At 64.3% G+C, this 21,092-nt stretch carries 16 protein-coding genes; 7 read left to right on the forward strand and 9 right to left on the reverse strand.

What is annotated here, in order from left to right:
* Positions 1 to 64: 64 nt before the first annotated feature.
* Positions 65 to 2,350 carry a heavy metal translocating P-type ATPase gene (locus ACVNHC_RS10160; RefSeq protein ID WP_457167162.1) on the reverse strand — a complete coding sequence of 762 codons (2,286 nt, stop codon included), beginning with the start codon at positions 2,348 to 2,350 and terminating at the stop codon, positions 65 to 67.
* A 396-nt stretch (positions 2,351 to 2,746) separates the two neighbouring features.
* On the opposite strand from ACVNHC_RS10160, the gene ACVNHC_RS10165 reads away from it, so the two are divergent.
* The 7 genes from ACVNHC_RS10165 to ACVNHC_RS10195 all read left to right on the forward strand — a co-directional run bounded on the left by ACVNHC_RS10165 (position 2,747) and on the right by ACVNHC_RS10195 (position 11,142).
* Positions 2,747 to 3,571, forward strand: coding sequence for a chromate resistance protein ChrB domain-containing protein (locus tag ACVNHC_RS10165; RefSeq protein WP_457167163.1), 825 nt, complete (start codon positions 2,747 to 2,749; stop codon positions 3,569 to 3,571).
* On the forward strand, positions 3,568 to 4,932 hold the full coding sequence (chrA, locus tag ACVNHC_RS10170; RefSeq protein ID WP_457167164.1) for a chromate efflux transporter: 1,365 nt from the start codon (positions 3,568 to 3,570) through the stop codon (positions 4,930 to 4,932). Before ACVNHC_RS10165 ends, chrA begins: the two co-directional genes overlap by 4 nt.
* 386 nt (positions 4,933 to 5,318) lie before the next feature.
* Positions 5,319 to 6,338, forward strand: a complete 1,020-nt coding sequence (locus ACVNHC_RS10175) for a BMP family protein (protein WP_457167165.1) — start codon at positions 5,319 to 5,321, stop codon at positions 6,336 to 6,338.
* Entirely contained in the window at positions 6,335 to 7,876 is a 1,542-nt protein-coding gene (locus ACVNHC_RS10180; RefSeq protein WP_457167166.1) for an ABC transporter ATP-binding protein, read from the forward strand. The genes ACVNHC_RS10175 and ACVNHC_RS10180 overlap by 4 nt, the downstream gene beginning before the upstream one ends.
* The gene (locus ACVNHC_RS10185; protein WP_457167167.1) at positions 7,866 to 8,915 is read left to right on the forward strand and encodes an ABC transporter permease; all 1,050 of its coding nucleotides are present in this window, start codon (positions 7,866 to 7,868) and stop codon (positions 8,913 to 8,915) included. The genes ACVNHC_RS10180 and ACVNHC_RS10185 overlap by 11 nt, the downstream gene beginning before the upstream one ends.
* Positions 8,912 to 9,859 (forward strand): ABC transporter permease, encoded by a 948-nt coding sequence (locus tag ACVNHC_RS10190; RefSeq protein WP_457167168.1) that lies wholly within the window; start codon positions 8,912 to 8,914, stop codon positions 9,857 to 9,859. Before ACVNHC_RS10185 ends, ACVNHC_RS10190 begins: the two co-directional genes overlap by 4 nt.
* A complete protein-coding gene (locus ACVNHC_RS10195) occupies positions 9,856 to 11,142 on the forward strand; it encodes an amidohydrolase family protein (RefSeq protein ID WP_457167371.1) in 1,287 nt (428 codons plus the stop codon). Before ACVNHC_RS10190 ends, ACVNHC_RS10195 begins: the two co-directional genes overlap by 4 nt.
* A gap of 418 nt (positions 11,143 to 11,560) precedes the next feature.
* On the opposite strand, the gene ACVNHC_RS10200 is transcribed toward ACVNHC_RS10195, so the two are convergent.
* The 8 genes from ACVNHC_RS10200 to chvE form a co-directional block, all read right to left on the reverse strand.
* Entirely contained in the window at positions 11,561 to 11,737 is a 177-nt protein-coding gene (locus ACVNHC_RS10200) for a hypothetical protein (protein ID WP_457167169.1), read from the reverse strand.
* A gap of 205 nt (positions 11,738 to 11,942) precedes the next feature.
* The gene (locus ACVNHC_RS10205; protein ID WP_457167170.1) at positions 11,943 to 13,448 is read right to left on the reverse strand and encodes an aldehyde dehydrogenase (NADP(+)); all 1,506 of its coding nucleotides are present in this window, start codon (positions 13,446 to 13,448) and stop codon (positions 11,943 to 11,945) included.
* Positions 13,449 to 13,463: 15 nt separating this feature from the next.
* Entirely contained in the window at positions 13,464 to 14,381 is a 918-nt protein-coding gene (locus tag ACVNHC_RS10210; RefSeq protein ID WP_457167171.1) for a Gfo/Idh/MocA family protein, read from the reverse strand.
* Complete coding sequence (gene araD, locus ACVNHC_RS10215; protein ID WP_457167172.1) at positions 14,381 to 16,123, reverse strand: L-arabinonate dehydratase; 1,743 nt, start codon at positions 16,121 to 16,123, stop codon at positions 14,381 to 14,383. Before araD ends, ACVNHC_RS10210 begins: the two co-directional genes overlap by 1 nt.
* Before the next feature lie 7 nt (positions 16,124 to 16,130).
* A complete protein-coding gene (gene araD1 / locus ACVNHC_RS10220; RefSeq protein ID WP_457167173.1) occupies positions 16,131 to 17,123 on the reverse strand; it encodes an AraD1 family protein in 993 nt (330 codons plus the stop codon).
* A gap of 7 nt (positions 17,124 to 17,130) precedes the next feature.
* On the reverse strand, positions 17,131 to 18,327 hold the full coding sequence (gene mmsB, locus ACVNHC_RS10225) for a multiple monosaccharide ABC transporter permease (RefSeq protein ID WP_457167174.1): 1,197 nt from the start codon (positions 18,325 to 18,327) through the stop codon (positions 17,131 to 17,133).
* Complete coding sequence (gene mmsA / locus ACVNHC_RS10230) at positions 18,327 to 19,862, reverse strand: multiple monosaccharide ABC transporter ATP-binding protein (protein WP_050474813.1); 1,536 nt, start codon at positions 19,860 to 19,862, stop codon at positions 18,327 to 18,329. The genes mmsB and mmsA overlap by 1 nt, the downstream gene beginning before the upstream one ends.
* A 95-nt stretch (positions 19,863 to 19,957) precedes the next feature.
* The gene (chvE, locus tag ACVNHC_RS10235; protein WP_122520712.1) at positions 19,958 to 21,043 is read right to left on the reverse strand and encodes a multiple monosaccharide ABC transporter substrate-binding protein; all 1,086 of its coding nucleotides are present in this window, start codon (positions 21,041 to 21,043) and stop codon (positions 19,958 to 19,960) included.
* Positions 21,044 to 21,092: the final 49 nt, after the last annotated feature.

Below are 21,092 nucleotides of genomic sequence, written 5' to 3' on the forward strand. Positions count from 1 at the left end.
GACCGGATTTTCCCTCTTGCGGCCGGCAGGCACAGGCCTGCCGGTTGTGCTTCAGCAGCCTTGATCAAACCTCCTTCGCCGGATCATAGGCCAGCAGCCTCAGCGCATTGAGCGTCACCAGCACTGTTGCTCCCGTATCCGCCATGATCGCCAGCCACAGGCCGGTGATGCCGAGAATGCTGGTGACGAGGAACACCGCCTTCAGGCCCAGCGCGATGGTGATGTTCTGGTGAATGTTGCCCATCGCCTTGCGGGCAAGGCGGATGAGGGCGGGCACATCGGTCACCCTGTCGCGCAGGACCGCAGCATGGGCCGTTTCCAGCGCCACATCCGTGCCCGAGCCCATGGCGACACCCACCGACGCCTGCGCAAGGGCGGGCGCATCATTGATGCCGTCGCCCACCATCATCACGCCGCCGGAAGCGGCCAGCGCACGCACTTCACGCACCTTGTCCTCCGGCATCAGCTCCGCGCGCTGCGTGAGGCCAAGACCGGTGGCAATCGCGGCCGCCGTGCGGGCATTGTCCCCCGTCAGCATGACGGCACCAACCCCCAGCCGTTCCAGCAGGGTGATCGCCTCGCGGGCGTCCTCCCGCGGTTCATCGCGCAGGGCCAGAAGTCCGGCAAGGTTTCCGGCCCGGATGACGCAGACAACCGTCTTGCCTTCGCCTTCCAGCCGTTCCGCCTGCGCCGCCGCCTCTTGCGGCAGCAGGCCGGTTTCGCTGGCATGGCGCGGAGAGATCACCTGCAGCAACTCTCCTGCGACCAGTGCCTCGACACCGCGCCCGGCCATGGCCCGCGCCCCGGATGAGGGAAGAACGCTCGCCCCGGTCTCCTGCGCGCGGGTGAGGATGGCTTTCGCCAGCGGATGCGACGACCCGGCCTCGACGGAGGCTGCGGCAGAGGTCACCTCCAGCACGTCAAACCCGCCAAAGGGAACCACGTCCACCACCTGCGGGCGGCCAGCCGTCAGCGTGCCGGTCTTGTCGAAGGTGACCGTCTTCACCTGCGCGATGGCTTCGATCACGGCACCGCCCTTCATGAGGAGGCCACGGCGTGCGCCTGCAGACAGGGACGAGGCAATGGAGGCCGGCACCGAAATGACCAGCGCACAGGGGCAACCGATCAGGAGCAGCGACAGGGCCCGGTAGATCCAGGTGTTCCACTCCCCGCCAAACCCGAGCGGCGGCACAACAGCGACCGTGGCCGCCAGCAGCACGATGAAAGGCATGTAGTAGCGGCTGAACCGGTCGATGAAGCGCTCGGTGGGGGCACGGGCGCTTTCCGCCTCCTCCACCAGCTTGATGATGCGGGCGATGGTGTTGTCCGCCGCCGCCCGGGTCACTTCAACGCTGAGGGCGGCTTCGGTGTTGATGGAGCCCGCGAAGACATCCGCCCCCTCGCCCTTGGTCACCGGCACGCTTTCCCCCGTGACCGGGCTTTCATCGATGCCGGAAATGCCGGAGCGGATGACGCCATCGGCGGGAATGCGATCTCCCGGCCGCACCAGCACCATCTGCCCCGGCGCAAGGCTTTCCGCCGCCACCTGCCGCGTTCCGCTGTCCGTTTCCAGAAGCGCGGTTTTCGGCACCAGCCGCGCCAGAGCCCGGATGCCATCGCGCGCCCGGTTGGCGGCAACGCCCTCCAGCACCTCGCCCACGGCAAAGAGAAACACCACCAGCGCCGCCTCTTCCGCCGCCCCGATCGCCAGCGCACCGGCGGCGGCAATGGTCATCAGCATCTCGATGGTGAAGGGCATTCCGGCAGCCAGGGCGGCAAAGGCGCGCCGGGCAACGGGCGCAACGCCGATGACGCAGGCCACGGTGAAGACCCAGGCCCCGACCTGCGGCGGCAAGACGAAATGCGCGGCCCAGGCCAGAGCCAGCAGCCCGCCGGTCAGGATGACCAGCCGCCCCTTGCCCGTCTGATGCCACGCCCGGCGGCTGCCATCGGCCAGCGGCTTCTCGTCTTCGTGACCGTGACTGTGGCTATGTGCATCTCCATGGGCATGATCGTGATGGTGTCCATGTCCATGGCCATCATCATGGTCATGGCCGTGATGCTCATGCCCGCAGCAGCCAGCGGCCTTGCCGGATTGGCCTTGCTCCTGTCCGGCGCGGGGGCTGATGCCGAAGCCAAGGGCACTGACGGCCTTTTCCACCGTCTGCCGCCTTGTCTGGCTTTCATCCAGTTGCAGGCGCAGCCGCTCGCTCATCAACGCCACCTCAACGGCGCTCACACCCGGCAGGCGCTCCACCGCGCCCTTGATCTTGCCCGCGCAGGACCCGCAGTCCATGCCCGTCACGGTCCACTCAAAGACAGAAGCCGCCTCATGCTTGCTCATGGTCATCTCCTTGCCCAACGAACGGGCATTTCAGGTCATGACCCATGGGCTAGCACCTCTAGCGGCTAGAGGTTCAAGAGGTTTTTTTGACACAGAGCCACACGCATGTTTCGAGGCGGAAAAGCCTCTGCCGGTGGTGGACTCATGCGTCTTATGCCAGCGGGCTTCGAAAAGAGCGGGGGGCCGCTGGGAAATGGATCTGGGCCGTTTCCACAGATTCGCGCCCGAGCCAAAACGCGATCATGGATGGACCGGAGCAGCGGATGCAGGTGTCGGCGCATATCGGGTTCTTGACGTGGCGGCCCGGTCCTTCGTATCTAAAACCATGGGGATTGCGAGCTCCCCACGAGGCGCCAGCTGAAGATCGCGTTCCAGTACAACCCCGGCGACGGAGGAACGCACATGCCTGCGCCCAATGCCATTTCGTTTGACAAACTCACCCGCCTCATCGGAACACCTCGAGCACCGCTCTTGCTCGATGTTCGGTCCGAGGAGGATTTCGCTGCCGATCCACGGCTGCTCCCCGGTGCCACCCGGATCAACGATCAGGCGCTGGCTGCACTCGCGCCGCGGCTCGGCGGGCAGCCATCCGTCGCCATATGTCAGGCCGGTCACCGGCGCAGCCAGGGGACGGCAGCATGGCTGCGCGCTGAAAAATGCTCCTCGGAGTATCTTGAGGGCGGGTTCGATGCCTGGCGTTCTGCCGGGCTGCCGCTCGTCGACCCGGCGAAGCTGCCCGCACGTGATGCACAGGGCCGCACCGTCTGGGTCACGCGCTCGCGCCCCAAGATTGACCGCATCGCGTGTCCCTGGCTGATCCGGCGTTTTCTCGATCCCCGTGCGGTCATCCTGTTCGTAGCCCCCGCCGAAGTGGTGGGCGTAGCCGGGTATTACAACGCCTCGCCCTTCGACATCGAAGACGTGTTCTGGAGCCATCGGGGGGAGCTTTGCACCTTTGATGTGATGCTGGCCGAGTTCGGCCTGGCCATTCCCGCGCTCGATCACCTGGCCACCATCGTGCGCGGCGCCGATACCGCCCGCCTCGACCTCGCCCCCGAGGCCGCAGGCCTGCTGGCGGCCTCGCTCGGCCTGTCGCGGATGTATTCCGACGATCTGGAGCAACTGGAAGCCGGAATGCTCCTTTACGACGCATTCTATCGCTGGGCGCGGGACGCTACCGGCGAGACTCACAACTGGCCCACCAACAAGCCGAAGGCAGACCAATGAAGGACCATGCATATCCAACACTGGCTGCGGCCACCCGCATCTGGGCCCGCATCGGCCTCTTGAGCTTCGGAGGCCCCGCCGGCCAGATTGCACTTATGCACCGTATCCTCGTCGAAGAGCAGCGCTGGCCGGGCGAGAAGCGTTTTCTTCATGCGCTCAACTACTGCATGCTGCTGCCCGGACCAGAGGCAATGCAGCTGGCCGTCTATATCGGCTGGCTCATGCACCGCACGCTGGGCGGCATCATCGCAGGCGTCCTGTTTGTGCTGCCAGGTGTTGTGGCGATCATGGCGCTCAGCTGGATTTATGCCCTCTATGGCAATGCCGGACCAGTCGAAGCGCTGTTTTTCGGACTGAAGGCCGCGGTGCTTGCCATCGTGATGCAGGCGGTTATCCGGATCGGCTCACGCGCGCTCAGGAACCGGACAATGGCCGCCATCGCCGCCGCCTCCTTCGTGGCGATCTTCGGCTTTGCCATCCCGTTTCCGCTCATCATTCTGGCGGCAGGCCTTGCAGGCTTCTTTGGCGCCCGTGCCGGCTTGCGCACCTTCCATGGCGGCAGCCACGGCAAGGTAGGCAAGATCCAGGTCGATGATGCCGATACTCTGCTCGGCGAGGAGACGCCGGAACACACGCAAGTCAACCGCGGCTGGGCGTTTCGCGTCTCCGCGGTGTTCCTCGTGCTCTGGCTGGCACCAGTTGCCCTGCTGTTCGTCGTTTTCGGTCCGGCCAACGTCTTTGCCCAGATCGCTGGCTTCTTCAGCGTCATGGCCGTGGTGACCTTCGGAGGCGCTTATGCTGTTCTCGCCTATGTCGCGCAGGAGGCGGTGCAGAATTACGGCTGGCTCGCCCCCGGTGAGATGCTGGACGGGCTGGGCATGGCCGAAACCACGCCCGGACCGCTTATCATGGTGACGCAGTTCGTAGGCTTCATGGGAGCCTTTCGCGATTCAGGCAGCATATCGCCGTTGATGGCGGGAACTCTGGGTGGCCTCCTGACAACCTGGGTGACGTTCACGCCCTGCTTCCTCTGGATCTTCCTCGGTGCCCCCTTCATCGAACGCTTGCGCGGCAACAAGGTGCTGACAGCGGCCCTGACCGCAATCACGGCCGCCGTCGTGGGTGTGATCTTGAATCTTGCTGTCTGGTTCGGTCTGCATGTTGTTTTCGACAAGGTCCGGGTAATCACATCCTTCGGTCTCAATATCGATGTGCCCGTCTGGTCCACGCTGAACCTGCCTGCCGCGGCGCTGGTGCTGGCCGCACTTGTTGCGGTGTTCCACTTCAGGCTCGGCCCGGTGACGGTTCTCGCCGGCTGCGCAGCGGCCGGCCTGATTCTCAGGATGGTAAACATCGCATAGTGGTCATCCGCTCCCGCGGCGGCGTCCGGGCAATTTCAAGCCGTGACACGTCAGCATCCAAAGACTGGGCATAAGCTGCCAGCACCATTGTTCGCGGGGGCACTTTCGCAAAGACCGGATCGCAGCCCTGCTAACCCCAACTGGTTTCCTCCGGGGCCTTGAGTTTTGTCGGCGAGGCCGATTATGCAGGGCATAAGCACGGCAATAGCCTGCAATTTCAGCAGGGCGCTTACGAAGCTGGCATAATGACCCGGCTCACGAAAAACGGCAGGACAAAAAGAAAGTGACGTACAAAACGGCATGCCTCGATATTCATCTTGCAGGTACAGTTTTGAACGCCTTACCATCCGGTCAAAAAGCAGGGACAGCGACAGAAGGAACTCCAGATGAAGAGCAGATCCAGTTTTGACGTCAGCCGCCGCGGCCTTCTTCTTGGCGCAGGCGCAGCCTTTGCAGGCAGCGCATTGCTGCCCCGGATTGCATTTGCGCAAACACCTCTCAAGGTTGCCGGGATCTACACGGTTCCCGTCGAGCAGCAGTGGGTGAGCCGCATTCATATCGCTGCGGAAGCGGCGAAGAAGGCTGGTCTCATCGAGTACACATTCTCGGAGAACACCAGCAACACCGACTATCCGCGTGTCATGCGCGAATATGCCGAGGGCGGCGCGCAGCTGATCGTCGGCGAGATCTTCGGCGTGGAGCAGGAAGCCCGTGAAGTGGCCGCCGACTATCCGGAAACCGCCTTCCTGATGGGCTCGTCCTTCAAGCCGGAAGAAAGCCTTGCCAACCTGTCCGTCTTCGACAACTACATCCAGGACGCGTCTTATCTCTCCGGCATCATCGCCGGTGCCATGACCAAGTCCGGCAAGATCGGCATGGTCGGCGGCTTCCCCATTCCGGAAGTCAACCGCCTGATGAATGCCTTCATGGCCGGCGTCAAGGAAACCCGCCCGGATGCCACCTTCCAGGTCAGCTTCATCGGCTCCTGGTTTGATCCCCCGAAGGCCAAGGAAACCGCCTTCGCCATGATCGACGGCGGCGCGGACCTTCTCTATGCGGAGCGTTTCGGCGTGTCGGATGCGGCCAAGGAGCGCGGTGTGCTGGCCATCGGCAACGTCATCGACACCCAGTCCGATTATCCGGAAACCGTGGTGGCCTCGGCCCTGTGGCATTTCGAGCCGACGCTGAACAAGGCCATCGAGGCCGTTGCCGCAGGCAGCTTCAAGGCGGAGGACTACGGCGTCTATTCCTTCATGAAGGAAGGCGGCTGCTCGCTTGCCCCGCTCGGCACTTTCGAGGGCAAGGTTCCTGCCGCTGCCATGGATCTCGTCAACGCCCGCGAGGCCGCGATCAAGGACGGCAGCTTCACCGTTACCATCAATGACGACGAGCCCAAATCCTCGTGAGTATCTCTGACAAGGAGGCGCAGGAGACCGTCCTGCGCCTCAACGGCATCACCAAGCGCTTTGGGGCCCTCACCGCCAATGACAGCATCAGCCTGACCCTGAACCGGGGCGAGATCGTCGCCCTGCTCGGGGAAAACGGTGCTGGAAAGACCACGCTGATGAACATCCTCTTCGGCCATTACACCGCCGATGAGGGCACGGTTGAAGTCTTCGGCAGGGAACTGCCGCCGGGCCGCCCGCGCGCCGCGCTCGCGGCAGGCGTCGGCATGGTGCATCAGCATTTCACGCTGGCCGAACACCTGAGCGTTGCGGAAAACATCGTGCTGGGTACGGCGCCTTTGTTCCGCCTGTCGCTCGGCCTTGGTGCCGCCCGCCAGCGCATCCGCGCCCTGTCCGAGGACTTCGGCCTCAAGGTCGATCCGGATGCCCGCGTCTCAAGCCTGTCGGTGGGTGAAAAGCAGCGGGTGGAGATCCTGAAGGCGCTCTACCGCAATGCTCGCATTCTCATTCTCGATGAGCCCACCGCCGTCCTGACACCGCAGGAAACCGATGCCCTGTTTGCGACGCTGAAGCGCGCCGTGGCCATCGGCCTGTCCATCGTCTTCATCAGCCACAAGCTGCATGAGGTGATGGCCGTGGCAGACCGCTGCGTGGTGCTGCGCCACGGCAAGGTGGTGGCCGAACGCGGCACCGCCGCAACCTTCGCCCGCGAGCTGGCCGCGCTGATGGTCGGCGGCGATGTGCCGGAACTCGCTCCCTCCACCGCCAAGCCGGGCCGCACCATCTTTGCCCTGCGCAATGTATCGACGCCCGACCAGGAGGGCGCGCCAGGCCTCAAGCGTGTGACGCTGGAGCTGAAGGCCGGCCAGATCACCGGGCTGGCCGGGGTTTCCGGCAATGGCCAGGCCGCGCTCTCTGATCTCGTCGCCGGGCTCGCCAGCCCGGATCAGGGCCATATTCATGTGGAAGGCACCGTGCCGCTGCGCTGGACACCGGAAGCGGCCGTCCGCGCCGGGATCGCCCGCATTCCGGAAGACCGGCACAAGACCGGCACCATCGCCGACTTCAGCCTGACCGAAAACGCCATTCTGGAAACCTACCACCAGCGCCCCTTCTCCCGCGCCGGATGGATGAACCGGGCGGCCGCCGAATATTTCACGCAGCACATCATCGACACCTATGACATCCGCTGCCCGGGGCCGGACACCCGCATCCGCCTGCTGTCCGGCGGCAACATGCAGAAGCTGATCCTCGGCCGCGTGCTGGAGCCGGGCCCGCATGTGATCCTCGCCAACCAGCCGGTGCGCGGGCTCGACATCGGCGCCATCACCTTCGTGCATTCGCGCCTGATCGCCGCCCGCGATGCAGGGGCAGCCGTCCTGCTGATCTCGGAAGATCTGGACGAGGTGCAGCGGCTTTCGGATGTCATTCACGTGGTCTATGAGGGCCGCCTTTCGCCCGGCTTTGCCCGCGGCAGCCTCACCACGGAACAGCTTGGTCTGTGGATGACCGGACAAGGATTTGATCATGCGGCTTGAGCCGGTCGCCAACCCCAGCCTGCTGCGCCGTGCGGGGCTTCCGGCCCTTGCGCTGGGGCTCACCGTGGTGGCGGGATCGCTGCTGGCGCTGATTGCCGGGGCAGACCCGTTCCAGACGCTGGGGCTCATCGTCAAGGGCGCTGCGGGCAGCAAGTTTGCTCTGCTGGAAACCCTCAACCGGGCAACGCCGCTGATCTTCACCGGCCTTGCCGTTGCCGTCGCCTTTCGGGCGCGGCTGTGGAACATCGGTGCAGAGGCCCAGCTTTATGCCGGGGCCATCGTTGCGGCGCTGATTGGCGCTCATGTCACCGGCCTGCCGCAGGTGCCCCTGCTGGCGCTCATGGCCGGTGCTGCGATGCTGGCAGGTGCCGCCATGCTGCTGCCGCCGGTTCTGCTGAAAACCCGCTTCGGCGTCGATGAAGTGGTGACGACCTTGCTCGTCAACTTCATCATGCTGCTCTTCGTCTCCTACCTGCTGGAAGGCCCGATGAAGGATCCGGCAGGCATGGGCTGGCCGAAGTCGGCGGCGCTGGCCAAGGATGCCCGCCTGCCGCGCATCATCGACGGCCTCCGCCTGCATTGGGGCTTTGCGCTGGCGCTGATGTCCGCCGTTGCGGTCTGGGTCATCCAGACCCGCACCACCCTTGGCTACGAGATCCGCGCCACCGGCCTCAACCAGAAGGCCGCACGCTTTGCCGGCATTCCGGTCAATATGGTGCTGGTGAAGACCGCGCTGCTCTCCGGCGGCCTTGCCGCCATGGCCGGCTTCAGCGAGGTCTCCGGCCTCAAGGGCCACCTCAGCCTCGATCTGTCGGCCAACTTCGGCTACACGGGCATCGTCGTTGCCATGCTGGCGCTGCTGCACCCGCTCGCCGTCGTGCCCTCGGCCATCTTCGTGGCTGGCATTTTCGTTGGCGCCAACAGCATGAGCCGTGCCGCCAGCGTACCGTCCTACATCGCCGACATGCTGCTGGCCATCGCGCTGCTCTTCATGGTGCTGGCCATCCTTCTGACACGCTACCGGGTGAGGCGCGGATGAACGAGCTTCTGGACATCCTGCTCTCCGCCAGCCTCTGGGCTGCGGCCATCCGCATCGCTTCGCCGCTGATCTTCGCCACCATGGGCGAACTCATCTGCGAGCGCGCGGGTGTCCTCAACCTCGGCATCGAGGGCATCATGGTCATCGGCGCCTTCACCGGCTGGGTGGCCGTCTACATGGGCGCGCCGCTGTGGTGGGGCGTTGCGGCGGCCATGATGGCCGGCATGGCCTTCGGCCTCATCCATGCGGTGCTGACCGTGCCCTTCGGCCTGTCACAGCATGTGGTGGGCCTTGGCGTCACCATGCTGGCCACCTCCTCCAGCTATTTCGCCTACCGCCTGCTGCTGCCGGAAGTAACCAGCCCGCCAAAGATTACCCCTTTCCAGCCGCTGCCCATTCCGGGCCTGTCCAGCCTGCCGCTGGTGGGCGAGGCGCTGTTCAGCCAGACCGCCCTCACCTATGCCGCCTTTCTGACGGCGCTGATCATCGCACTCGTGCTCTACCGCACGCCGCTCGGCCTTGCGGTGCGTGCTGCGGGCGAGAACCCGGCAGCGGTGGAGGCTCAGGGGCTTTCGGTCACGGCCCTGCGCATGGGCGCGGTCGTCTTCGGCTCGGGCCTGATGGCAGTCGGCGGCTCGTTTCTGACGCTCTCGGCCTTCTCGTCCTTCTTCTTCGAGATGATCAACGGCCGCGGCTGGATCTGCATCGCCCTCGTCGTCTTCGGCGCCTGGAAGCCGGGCAAGGCGGTGCTGGGCGCCATCCTCTTTGCCGCCTTCGATGCGCTGCAGGTCCGCCTGCAACAAACGGGCTTTGGCGCCATCGTGCCCTATCAGGTGTTCCTTATGCTGCCCTTCACCCTGTCCATTCTGGCGCTCATCCTCATGTCCCGGCGGGCCGAAGTGCCAGCCGCGCTGATGCAGCCCTTCAACAAGGGGGAACGCTGATGTTCGACCTCATCATCAAGGGCGGCACCCTGCCCGATGGCACCACTGCCGACATCGCCATCACGGGCGAGCGCATTGCCGAAGTACGCCGTCTCGATGACGGAGCCTTTGCCAATGCGGCCCGCGTGATCGACGCCACGGGCGATCTCGTCTCCCCGCCCTTCGTTGACCCGCATTTCCACATGGATGCAACGCTGTCCTACGGCCTGCCCCGGGTGAATGCTTCCGGCACGCTGCTGGAGGGCATCTCGCTGTGGGGCGAACTGCGCGAGATTGCCAGCGTCGAGGACATGGTGTCCCGCGCCCTCACCTATTGCGACTGGGCCGTATCCATGGGCCTTCTCGCCATCCGCACCCATGTGGACACGACACCGGATCACCTGCGCGGCGTGGAAGCCATGCTGGAGGTCAAGCGCATCGTCGCGCCTTATCTCGACCTGCAGCTCGTTGCCTTCCCGCAGGACGGGCTCTACCGCACGAAGACGGGCCGCGAGAATGTGCTGCGGGCGCTCGACATGGGAGTCGATGTGGTCGGCGGCATCCCGCATTTCGAGCGCACCATGGAAGACGGTATGGCTTCCGTGAAGGATCTCGCCCGCCTTGCCGCCGAACGCGGGCTGATGCTGGATCTGCACTGTGACGAAACCGACGATCCGATGAGCCGCCACGTGGAAACGCTGGCCGCCGAAGTAACGCGCCATGGCCTTGGCGGGCGGGCGGCCGGAAGCCACCTCACCTCCATGCATTCCATGGATAACTATTATGTCTCCAAGCTGCTGCCGCTGATCGCGGAAAGCGGCATGGCGGCCATTCCCAATCCGCTGATCAACATCACCCTGCAGGGCCGCCACGACACCTACCCCAAGCGGCGAGGCCTGACGCGGGTGAAGGAGATGCAGGCCCACGGCATCACCGTAGGCTGGGGTCAGGATTGCGTGCTCGATCCGTGGTACTCGCTCGGCACCGCCGACATGCTGGACGTGGCCTTCATGGGCCTGCATGTGGCGCAGATGACCCACCCGGCGGAAATGGCCCGCTGCTTCCGCATGGTGACGGAAGACAACGCGAAGATCCTCAATCTGGAAGGCTATGGCCTTGCGCCCGGCTGCAAGGCGTCGCTGGTGGTGCTGGATGCCGGCAACCCTGTGGAAGCCCTGCGCCTGCGGCCGGACCGGCTGGCGGTTGTCTCCAAAGGCAAGGTTGTCTCCGAGCGCCCCCGCAACACCACTCGCCTCACCCTCCCCGGCCGCCCGGCCACCATCCGCCGCCGGCATGAGGGGTGATGAAGGGGGAACCTTTCCTCCTTCGTCATGCCATGGCTCGACCATGGCATCCACGCCGTGACCGCTCCAGACGGCGTGACGTAAGATTAACTCATTGTACTCACTTGAACTTTCCCAGATCCGGCAGGTCAGGGAATGGATGCCATGGTCAAGCCATGGCATGACGGAAATCGAAAGGCTGCGGGATAAACACGCGCTCTGTCCCGGCACCACTACCCGTTCAAAAAGGCGAAAGCACCCGTCATGCGGGATGAGAACCAAGCCTGAGAAAAGCACATCAACCCCACCGTCTTCGTCATGCCATGGCTCGACCATGGCATCCACGCCGCGCCCTCTCCAAACGGCACGACGTAAGATTAACTCATTGTATTCACTTACACTTTTTCCAACCCAGCAGGTCAGGGAATGGATGCCATGGTCAAGCCATGGCATGACGGAGAAATGAGAGTTTGAGGAAGACCGGCACGCTCTTCCCCGGCACCATCACCTGCTCCAGAAAGCCAAAATCCGCTGCATGAGGGATGAGAACCAAGCCTGAGAAAAGCACATCAGCCCCACCGTCTTCGTCATGCCATGGCTCGACCATGGCATCCACGCCACGCCCTCTCCAAACCACACCACGCAACCTTAACTCATTGTACTCACTTGAACTTTCCCAGATCCAGCAGGTCAGGGGATGGATGCCATGGTCAAGCCATGGCATGACGGAAAACAATGGAAGGCGGGAAGAAGCCGCACAAACAGAAGCCCCCGGCAATCGCTTGCCGGGGGCCTGGTGATTCAGGGAAGCTCTTGCCGGATCAGCGCAGGTCTGCGGGCAGAAGGGCCTCGGGGAGGTTCTGGTAGCTGACGGGGCGAACCCAGCGGCGGATGGCCATGGTGCCGACCGAGGTGGCGCCGAAGTTGGTCGAGGCCGGATAGGGGCCGCCGTGGACCATGGCGTCGCAGACTTCCACGCCGGTCGGGAAGCCGTTGGCAAGGATACGGCCTGCCTTGCGCTCCAGCACCGGCATCAGGCTGCTGGCGAGTTCCACGTCGCCATCATCCATCTGCAGGGTCACGGTCAGCTGGCCCTCGAAGCTTTCGGCGATGCGGGCCAGCTCTTCCTTGTCCTTGACGCGCACGGCGATGCCGAGCGGGCCGAAGACTTCATGCGTCAGTGCCGGATTGGCGAGCAGCTGCGCGCCTGTCGTCTCGAAGAGGTGCGGTGCGGCCTGACGGGCCGGGCAGGTGCCGGTGAGGCGGGCCTTGGCAGCGCCCGTGGCGGCGATCTTTTCAGCGCCAGCGGCAAAGGCCGACGCGATGCCGTCCGTCAGCATGGTCTGCGGCGCGACTTCCTTCAGGGCTGCTTCCGCCGTGGCGATGAAGGCATCAGCCCCTGCCCCGTCCATGACCAGCACGAGGCCGGGGTTGGTGCAGAACTGGCCGACGCCCATGGTCAGGCTGCCTGCCCATCCCTTGGCGATCGCCTCGCCGCGCGCCGCATGGGCTGCGGGCAGAACGAAGACCGGGTTGACGCTGCCCAGCTCGCCGAAGAAGGGGATCGGCTCGGGGCGCGCGGCGCACAGGTCGAACAGCGCACGCCCGCCGCCCAGCGACCCGGTGAACCCGACGGCCTTGATCAGCGGATGGCGCACCAGCGCCTCGCCCAGCTCCCGCGACGGGCCCTGCACCAGCGAGAACACGCCGGCCGGCATGCCGCAGGCCTTGATCGCCGCGTCAATGGCCTGCGCCACCAGTTCGCCCGTGCCGGGATGGGCCGGATGACCCTTGACCACCACCGGGCAGCCGGCAGCGAGGGCGCTGGCGGTGTCGCCACCGGCCGTGGAGAAGGCCAGCGGGAAGTTGGAAGCACCGAACACGGCCACCGGGCCGATGGGGCGCTGGATCAGGCGGATTTCCGGGCGCGGCAGCGGTGCGCGGTCCGGCAGGGCCGCGTCCTTGCGCACGTCCAGATATTCGCCCTTGCGGATATGGGCGGCAAACAGGCGCAGCTGGCCGGTGGTGCGGCCGCGCTCGCCCTCAAGGCGGGCGGTGGGCAGCGCGGTTTCGGCGGCAGCCACTTCGGTGATTTCCGCACCGCGTGCCTCGATTTCCGTGGCGATGCACTCCAGGAAGACGGCGCGCTCCTCACGCGAGGTTGCTGCATAGGCGGCAAACGCTGCTTCGGCGGCCTTCACCGCCGCATCCACCTCCGCCGGGCCGCCAGCGGCGAACTGGCGGGGCTCGCCCGTGACGGGCGAGGAGGAAAAGACTTCAGAACCTGCAACCCAGGCTCCGGCGATCAGGTGCTTTCCGGTCAGCATGATCTCTCTCTTTGATTAGAAGTGGAACGGCTCGGTCACAAGCCGCCGTCCAAGGGTCATGGCATCGGACACATGGACCATGGGCGTCAAGTCCACATCCCGTCTTCCGCCACGCACCAGTTCTGCCATATGGGCATAGAGGCGCGGATATTCACGGTCCGGACCTTCAATCCGTTCACCGTCCGAGGTTTCCATCTCCGCCCCGCCCTTGCGCAGAACCAGCGATCCGGCGTCCGTCTCGACCTCGATATCCCAGGTCTGCGGGCCTTCCTGCCGCCAGTCGAAGTCCGCCGAGACATTGCCGGAAAACGTCAGATCCGCCGCAATCGGCGTCTGGCGGTTTTCTGGGAAGGTGAGTTCGGCACTGACGAGATGAACCGGCATGGGCAGAATGGCGGTCAGGATCGACAGGGCATTGATGCCCGGATCGAACACACCCATGCCACCCGGCTCGAACACCCAGTCCTGACCGGGATGCCACTTGCGCACATCCTCGCGCCAGGTGATGTGGGCGCGGGTGACCTTGCGGGTGGAGAGCCACTGGCGAGCCGGCTCCACCGCATTGGCCATGCGGCTGTGCCAGGTGGCGAACAGCGTCAGCCCCCGTTCAGCCGCCAGAGCTTCCAGCGCATGCACTTCGGCAAGCGTGGCTCCCGGCGGCTTTTCCAGCATCACGTGACGGCCGGCCTTCAGCGCCGCTTGCGCATAGGTGAAGCGCGGCACCGGCGGCAGGCACAGGGAAATCACGGAAATGTCGGGCCTCTCCGCCAGCATCTGCGCGAAATCGCGGTAGGACGGCACGCCGTCCACCTGCCCCTGACGGGAAACGGTTGCCTCAAGCCGCCAGTCGGAACTGGCGGCCAGAGCGGGCACATGCTGGTCAACGGCGATCTTGCCGATGCCCACCAGCGCAACGGGAAGGCTTGCGGACATCAGTGCGAGTCCCTGCCCACCGGGGCACCACGGCAGCCCTTGAGGAAGTCAAGATCAGCCCCGGTGTCGGCGCCCGTGACATGCTTGTGGTGCAGCATGGCATAGCCGCTGTCCGGCGGGGTGATGCGCGGCGTCCAGGCGGCAAGGCGGCGATCCAGCTCGTCCTGCGGAATGTCGAGATGAATGCGGCGGGCTTCCACGTCCAGCTCGATGAAGTCACCATCCTGCACCACGGCCAGAGGGCCGCCGACGGCAGCTTCGGGCGAGGTGTGCAGCAGCACGGTGCCGAAGGCGGTGCCGGACATGCGGGCGTCGGAAATGCGCACCATGTCGGTGATGCCCTTGCGCAGCACCTTCGGCGGCAGGCCCATGTTGCCCACCTCGGCCATGCCGGGATAGCCGCGCGGGCCGCAGTTCTTCAGCACCATCACGCAGGTCTCGTCAATGTCGAGCGCCTCGTCGTTGATCTTGGCCTTGTAGTCGTCGATGTCCTCGAAAACCACGGCCCGGCCACGGTGCTTCATCAGCGACGGAGTGGCGGCGGACGGCTTCAGCACCGCGCCCTTCGGCGCAAGATTGCCGCGCAGAACGACGATGCCGCCCGACTGGGTCAGCGCCTTGTCGGCGGGCAGGATCACGTCCTCGTTGTGGTTCACAACGTCCTTGACCTGATCCCACATGCTTTCGCCCGAAACGGTCAGCACATCCTTGTGCAGCAGGCCCGCTTCGCCAAGGCGCTTGATCACCACCGGCAGGCCGCCTGCATAGAAGAACTCTTCCATCAGATACTTGCCGGAGGGCATCAGGTTGACGATCGTCGGGATGTCACGGCCGCAGCGGTCCCAGTCGTCCAGCGACAGGTCGATGCCGACACGGCCGGCGATTGCCAGCAGATGGATCACCGCATTGGTCGAGCCGCCGATGGCCGCATTGGTGCGGATGGCATTCTCGAAGGCCTGCTTGGTCATCACATCGGACGGCTTCAGGTCGTCCTTCACCATCTGCACGATGCGGCGGCCGGTCATCTGTGCCATCACGCGGCGGCGGCTGTCCACTGCCGGAATGGCGGCATTGCCGGACAGGGCCATGCCGAGGGCTTCGGCCATGCTGGCCATGGTGGAAGCCGTGCCCATGGTGTTGCACGAGCCGGGGCTGCGCGACATGGAGGCTTCAGCCTCGGCAAATTCGGCAGCGGTCATCTCGCCAGCCTTCACGGCTTCGGAGAACTTCCACAGATGCGTGCCGGAGCCGACGCGCTCGTTGCGGTAATATCCGTTGAGCATCGGGCCGCCGGTGACGACGATGGACGGCAAGTTAGTGGAGGCAGCGGCCATCAGCAGGCTGGGCGTGGTCTTGTCACAGCCCACCATCAGCACGCAGCCATCCATCGGCTGGCCGCGCATTGCCTCTTCCACCGCCATGGCCGCAAGGTTGCGGAACATCATCGCGGTCGGGCGGAAGGCGCTCTCGCTGGCGGAGAACACCGGCACTTCCACCGGGAAGCCGCCTGCCTCGTAGATGCCATTCTTCACCCGCTGCGCCAGATCATTGAGATGGGCGTTGCAGGGGGTGAGTTCAGACCAGGTGTTGAGGATGCCGATGACCGGGCGGCCATCGAACAGGTCATGCGGGAAGCCCTGGTTCTTCATCCAGCCGCGATGATAGATGGCATCGCGCGACGTGCCGCCGAACCATTCCTGCGAACGGAGCTTGCGGGGCCAGGGAGCGGGTTTGAAGGTCATCTCGGTCTCACAGTGCTTTGACAGTCAGGGCGCCGGTTTCTTTGGGCGCGAAGACCAGGGGATTGACGAGCGGCAGACCGAAGCCTTCTGCCTCGATCTCGAAAACATCACCTGCCTGCGTGCGCACACCATCGGCGAAGGACAGGGTCGCCGTGCCGAACATGTGCACATGCACATCGCCCGGCTGGCGGAAGAGGCCGTACTTGAAGTGGTGGTGCTCCAGATTGGCTAGCGTATGCGACATGTTGGCCTCGCCCGACAGGAACGGCTTTTCCCACAGCACCTTGCCATCGCGGCGGATGCGGGACGTGCCGCGCACATCTGCGGGCATGTCACCCACCAGAATTTCCGGGCCGAAGGAGGCGTGGCGCAGCTTGGAATGGGCAAGCCACAGATAGTTCACCCGCTCGGTCACATGGTCGGAGAACTCATTGGCCACCGCCCAGCCCACGCGGCAGGGCGTGCCATCGGGGGCGATCACATAGATGCCGGCAAGTTCCGGCTCCTCGCCGCCGTCCTCGGCAAAGCCGGGCGCTTCCAGCGGCTCACCGCTGGCAACGGCGGCAAAGCCGTTGCCCTTGTAGAACCACTCCGGCTGCGCGCCCACAGCGCCGCTGTCCGGGCGGCCACCTTCCAGACCCATGCGGAACATCTTCATGGAATCGGTCAGCGTCTCGGCGCCTTCGAGCTTCGCGTGCATGGCATCGCGGGCCGAAGCCGAACCCAGATGGGTGAGGCCCGTGCCGGTCAGGTGCAGATGCGCCGGGTCCGGATGGGTGATCGGAAGCATCAGACGGCCCTCGACAGCGGCCTGCGCCAGATCGACGGCCTCGCCAAGGCCGCGCTCTTCGATCACGGCCTTCAGGCTGCGCCCGCTGGAAGCGGCGGCCATGGCCAGTTCATAGGTGCTGGCCGTGCCGCGCAGGATCGCGGCCTTGTCTCCATCACGAACCACGACGGAGATGGAGCCATCCGGATTGCGGAGCTGGGAAATCAGCATGAAAGCCTCACTTGTTCTTGCTGTAGACGTCGAAGATGACGGCGGCGAGGAGGACGAGACCGATGATCATCTGCTGATAGTCGATGCCGATGCTCATGATCGACATGCCCATGTTCATCACGCCCATAAAGAGCGCGCCAATAACCACGCCCATGATCTTGCCGGAGCCGCCCGTCATGGACGCCCCGCCGATGAAGACCGAAGCGATCGCCACCAGCTCGAAGCCCGTGCCCGCCTTCGGCGTTGCCGAATTGAGGCGGGCCGTCACCATCATGCCAGCGAGCGCGGCCAGCACGCCCATGTTGACGAAGCAGAAGAACACCAGCCGCTCTGTCTTGATCCCGGAGAGCTTGGCGGCCTTTGCGTTGCCGCCCACCGCATAGATGCGCCGGCCGAGCGATGTGTTTTCCGTCAGGAAGGCGTAGAGCACCGTCAGCAGCGTCACCACCACCAGCACATTCGGCAGCCCCCGGAACGAGGAGAGCTGATAGCCGACGAAAGCCAGCGCCAGCGCGATCAGCACATTGCGGCCCACGAAGAAGGCCATCGGCTCCTGCACCACACTGAACTGCTTCTCGCGTGCCCGGCCCCGCAGGCCGAAGAGGAACACAGCCAGAATGGCAACGGCAATGATCAGCAGCGTCAGCCCATGCGGACGGCCGATGCCCAGGAGATCCGGGATGAAGCCATTGGACATGGCCTGGAATTCCCGCGGGAAGGGACCGATGTTCTGTCCGCCCAGCATCCACATGGTGGCACCGCGGAACACCATCATCCCGGCCAGCGTCACGATGAAGGAGGGAATGCGCCAGAAGGCGATCCAGTAGCCCTGCATGGCGCCGATGATGCCGCCGACGATCAGCGTCAGCGGAATGACCACGTAATAGGGCAGCCCCTGCTGCACCGTCAGCCAGGCCGCGATGGCACCGGTGAAGGCTGCGACCGAGCCGACCGACAGGTCGATGTGTCCGGCAACGATGACCAGCAGCATGCCCAGCGCCAGAACGATGATATGCCCGTTCTGCAGGAACACGTTGGTGATGATCTGCGGCTGCAGGAAGTTGACCGGCTGATCCCGGAGCTGCAGCACGATGGTGAAGAAGGCAACGATGGCAACCAGCGCCATCAGCATGCCGTTTTCCCTGAGATGTCCGCCCAGAAGCGTGCTCAGATCCTTGCGTTCAGATGCCGTTTGCCCCGCCATCACGCCACCTTTTCCTTGTTCACTGTCTTGAGGATCATGGCCATGATCCGCTCCTGGCTGGCTTCCGCCTTGCCGAGCTCGCCGACGATCCGTCCCTCGTTCATCACATAAATGCGGTCGCACATGCCCAGAAGTTCCGGCATCTCCGACGAGATCATGACGACCCCGCGTCCTTGCGCGACCAGTTCGTTCATGATCGTGTAGATTTCGAACTTGGCGCCCACGTCGATGCCGCGTGTCGGCTCATCCAGGATGAGCACCTGCGGATCGGTGAAGAGCCACTTCGACAGCACCACCTTCTGCTGGTTTCCGCCCGAAAGATTCACCGCCTTCTGGTGTACGCCCGGGGTGCGGATGGACATGGCGCGGCGGTATTCTTCCGCGACCTTCTTCTCGCGGTGCTTGTCCAGAACGCCCTTGGTGGCAATGCCTGCCAGATTGGCGAGGCTGATGTTGCGCACGATCGGCTCGTCCAGGATCAGCCCAAGTTCCTTGCGGTCTTCCGTCACATAGGCGAGCCCCGCGTCCACGGCCTTCGACACGGTCGAGGTATCCACCTCCTTGCCGCGCATGCGGACAGAGCCGGAGATGTTGCGGCCATAGGCCTTGCCGAAGATGCTCATCGCCAGTTCCGTGCGGCCCGAGCCCATCAGACCGGCAATGCCGACGATCTCGCCCTGACGGACGGTGAAGGCGGCATCCGAAATGACCTGACGCTCGCGCACTTCCGGGTGCCAGACGTTCCAGCCCGACACTTCCATCAGCATCTCGCCGGGCTTGTGCTCCCGGTCCGGATAGCGGTGCGCCATGTCGCGGCCCACCATGTCGCGGATGATCCGCTCTTCCGAGATATCCGCCCGGTCGATCGTGGACACCGTGGTGCCGTCGCGCAGGATGGTGATGCGGTCGGCAACGCGGGAAATCTCGTTGAGCTTGTGCGAGATCAGGATGGAGGTCACCCCTTGCGCCTTCAACTCCAGCATCAGGTCGAGCAGCTTCTGGCTGTCGTTCTCCTGCAATGCCGCCGTCGGCTCATCCAGGATGAGCAGCCGCACGTCCTTGGCCAGTGCCTTGGCGATTTCGACAAGCTGCTGCTTGCCGACACCCAGCTTCTCCACCTTGGTGGCCGGAGATTCGCTGAGGCCCACCTTCTTCAGATATTCAGCCGTGCGCGAGAAGGTCTGCGGCCAGTTGATCACGCCGTTGGTGGCGACCTCGTTGCCGAGAAACAGGTTCTCGGCGATGGACAGGAGCGGCACCAGCGCCAGCTCCTGGTGAATGATAATGATGCCCTTGGCTTCGCTGTCCTTGATGGAGCGCATCTGCAGCGTCTCGCCGGCATAGATGATATCGCCCTCATAGGAGCCGTAACCATAGACGCCGGACAGCACCTTCATCAAAGTGCTCTTGCCCGCGCCGTTTTCGCCGCATATGGCGTGAATTTCGCCCTCTTCCACGGTCAGATTCACCCGGTCAAGCGCCTTGACGCCGGGGAAGACCTTGGAGATGCCGCGCATTTCCAGAAGGGTTGCCATCGAACCTCTCAGAGGAGCCTTGCAGGGGGAACCTTGCAGGATGCAGGAGGCCCGCCCCGGTCTCAGCGGAGCGGGCCCTGCATGCGGATGTCAGATCACTTCAGCTGATCGGCGGTGTAGTAGCCGGAGCCGACGAGGATCTCTTCATAGTTGCTGGCATCGACCGAGACCGGCTCGAGCAGGTAGGACGGCACCACCTTGACGCCATTGTCATAGGTCGTGGTGTCGTTGATTTCCGGCTCGGAACCGCCCAGCAGGGCTTCGGCCATGCCAACGGTGACGCGGGCCAGCTCGCGGGTGTCCTTGAACACCGTGGAATACTGCTCACCGGCAATCATCGACTTCACCGAGGGAACCTCAGCGTCCTGACCGGTAACGATCGGCATCTTCAGGTCGCCGGAACCGTAGCCCACGCCCTTGAGCGAGGACAGGATGCCGATGGACAAGCCGTCATAGGGAGACAGCACGCCATTCACCTGGCGGCTGCCATAGTTGGCGGAGAGCAGGTTATCCATGCGGGCCTGAGCCACGGCACCATCCCAGCGCAGTGTGCCGACAACATCCATGCCCATCTGGCCGGACGGAACGGCAACTTCACCGGAATCGATCAGCGGCTGCAGAACCGACATGGCGCCGTTGTAGAAGAAGTAGGCGTTGTTATCGTCCGGCGAGCCGCCGAACAGTTCCACGTTCCACGGCTTTGCATCCGGGAACCGCTCCTTCAGGCCCTTCACCAGGCTTTCCGCCTGCTGCACGCCGACCTTGAAGTTGTCGAAGGTGGCGTAATAGTCGACGTTGCCGCTGTCGCGGATCAGGCGGTCATAGGCGATCACCTTGATGCCGGCCGCATTGGCGTTTTCCAGCGCGTTCGACAGGGTGGTGCCGTCGATGGCGGCAATCACGAGCACATTCACACCCTTGGTGATCATGTTCTCGATCTGCGCCAGCTGGTTCGGGATGTCATCCTCGGCATACTGAAGATCGGTGCGGAAACCGGCCTTCTGGAACTGCTCAACCATCGAGTTGCCGTCGGAAATCCAGCGGGCGGACGATTTGGTCGGCATGGAAATACCAATGGACCCCTTGTCCTGTGCGAAGACGCTGGACGTCATCATGGCCGGAGCAGCAAGCAGGGTGCCAGCAAGGGTCAGCGCCATGAAGGCGCGTTTCGTCAGTTTCATATCAGTTTCCTCCCCCGCCCTAAGCGCATAGGGCGTCAAATGGTCTTTG

It is taken from the genome of Pannonibacter sp. Q-1 (genome assembly GCF_054073275.1).

Excerpts from the sequence above, each read along its gene's own strand:
- chrA (WP_457167164.1), top strand. The coding sequence starts at position 3,568 with ATGAAGGACCATGCATATCCAACACTGGCTGCGGCCACCCGCATCTGG.
- ACVNHC_RS10165 (WP_457167163.1), top strand. The coding sequence starts at position 2,747 with ATGCCTGCGCCCAATGCCATTTCGTTTGACAAACTCACCCGCCTCATC.
- mmsA (WP_050474813.1), bottom strand. The coding sequence starts at position 19,862 with ATGGCAACCCTTCTGGAAATGCGCGGCATCTCCAAGGTCTTCCCCGGC.
- araD (WP_457167172.1), bottom strand. The coding sequence starts at position 16,123 with ATGACCTTCAAACCCGCTCCCTGGCCCCGCAAGCTCCGTTCGCAGGAA.
- ACVNHC_RS10190 (WP_457167168.1), top strand. The coding sequence starts at position 8,912 with ATGAACGAGCTTCTGGACATCCTGCTCTCCGCCAGCCTCTGGGCTGCG.
- ACVNHC_RS10210 (WP_457167171.1), bottom strand. The coding sequence starts at position 14,381 with ATGTCCGCAAGCCTTCCCGTTGCGCTGGTGGGCATCGGCAAGATCGCC.
- chvE (WP_122520712.1), bottom strand. The coding sequence starts at position 21,043 with ATGAAACTGACGAAACGCGCCTTCATGGCGCTGACCCTTGCTGGCACC.
- ACVNHC_RS10205 (WP_457167170.1), bottom strand. The coding sequence starts at position 13,448 with ATGCTGACCGGAAAGCACCTGATCGCCGGAGCCTGGGTTGCAGGTTCT.
- ACVNHC_RS10160 (WP_457167162.1), bottom strand. The coding sequence starts at position 2,350 with ATGACCATGAGCAAGCATGAGGCGGCTTCTGTCTTTGAGTGGACCGTG.
- ACVNHC_RS10185 (WP_457167167.1), top strand. The coding sequence starts at position 7,866 with ATGCGGCTTGAGCCGGTCGCCAACCCCAGCCTGCTGCGCCGTGCGGGG.
- araD1 (WP_457167173.1), bottom strand. The coding sequence starts at position 17,123 with ATGCTGATTTCCCAGCTCCGCAATCCGGATGGCTCCATCTCCGTCGTG.
- mmsB (WP_457167174.1), bottom strand. The coding sequence starts at position 18,327 with ATGGCGGGGCAAACGGCATCTGAACGCAAGGATCTGAGCACGCTTCTG.
- ACVNHC_RS10175 (WP_457167165.1), top strand. The coding sequence starts at position 5,319 with ATGAAGAGCAGATCCAGTTTTGACGTCAGCCGCCGCGGCCTTCTTCTT.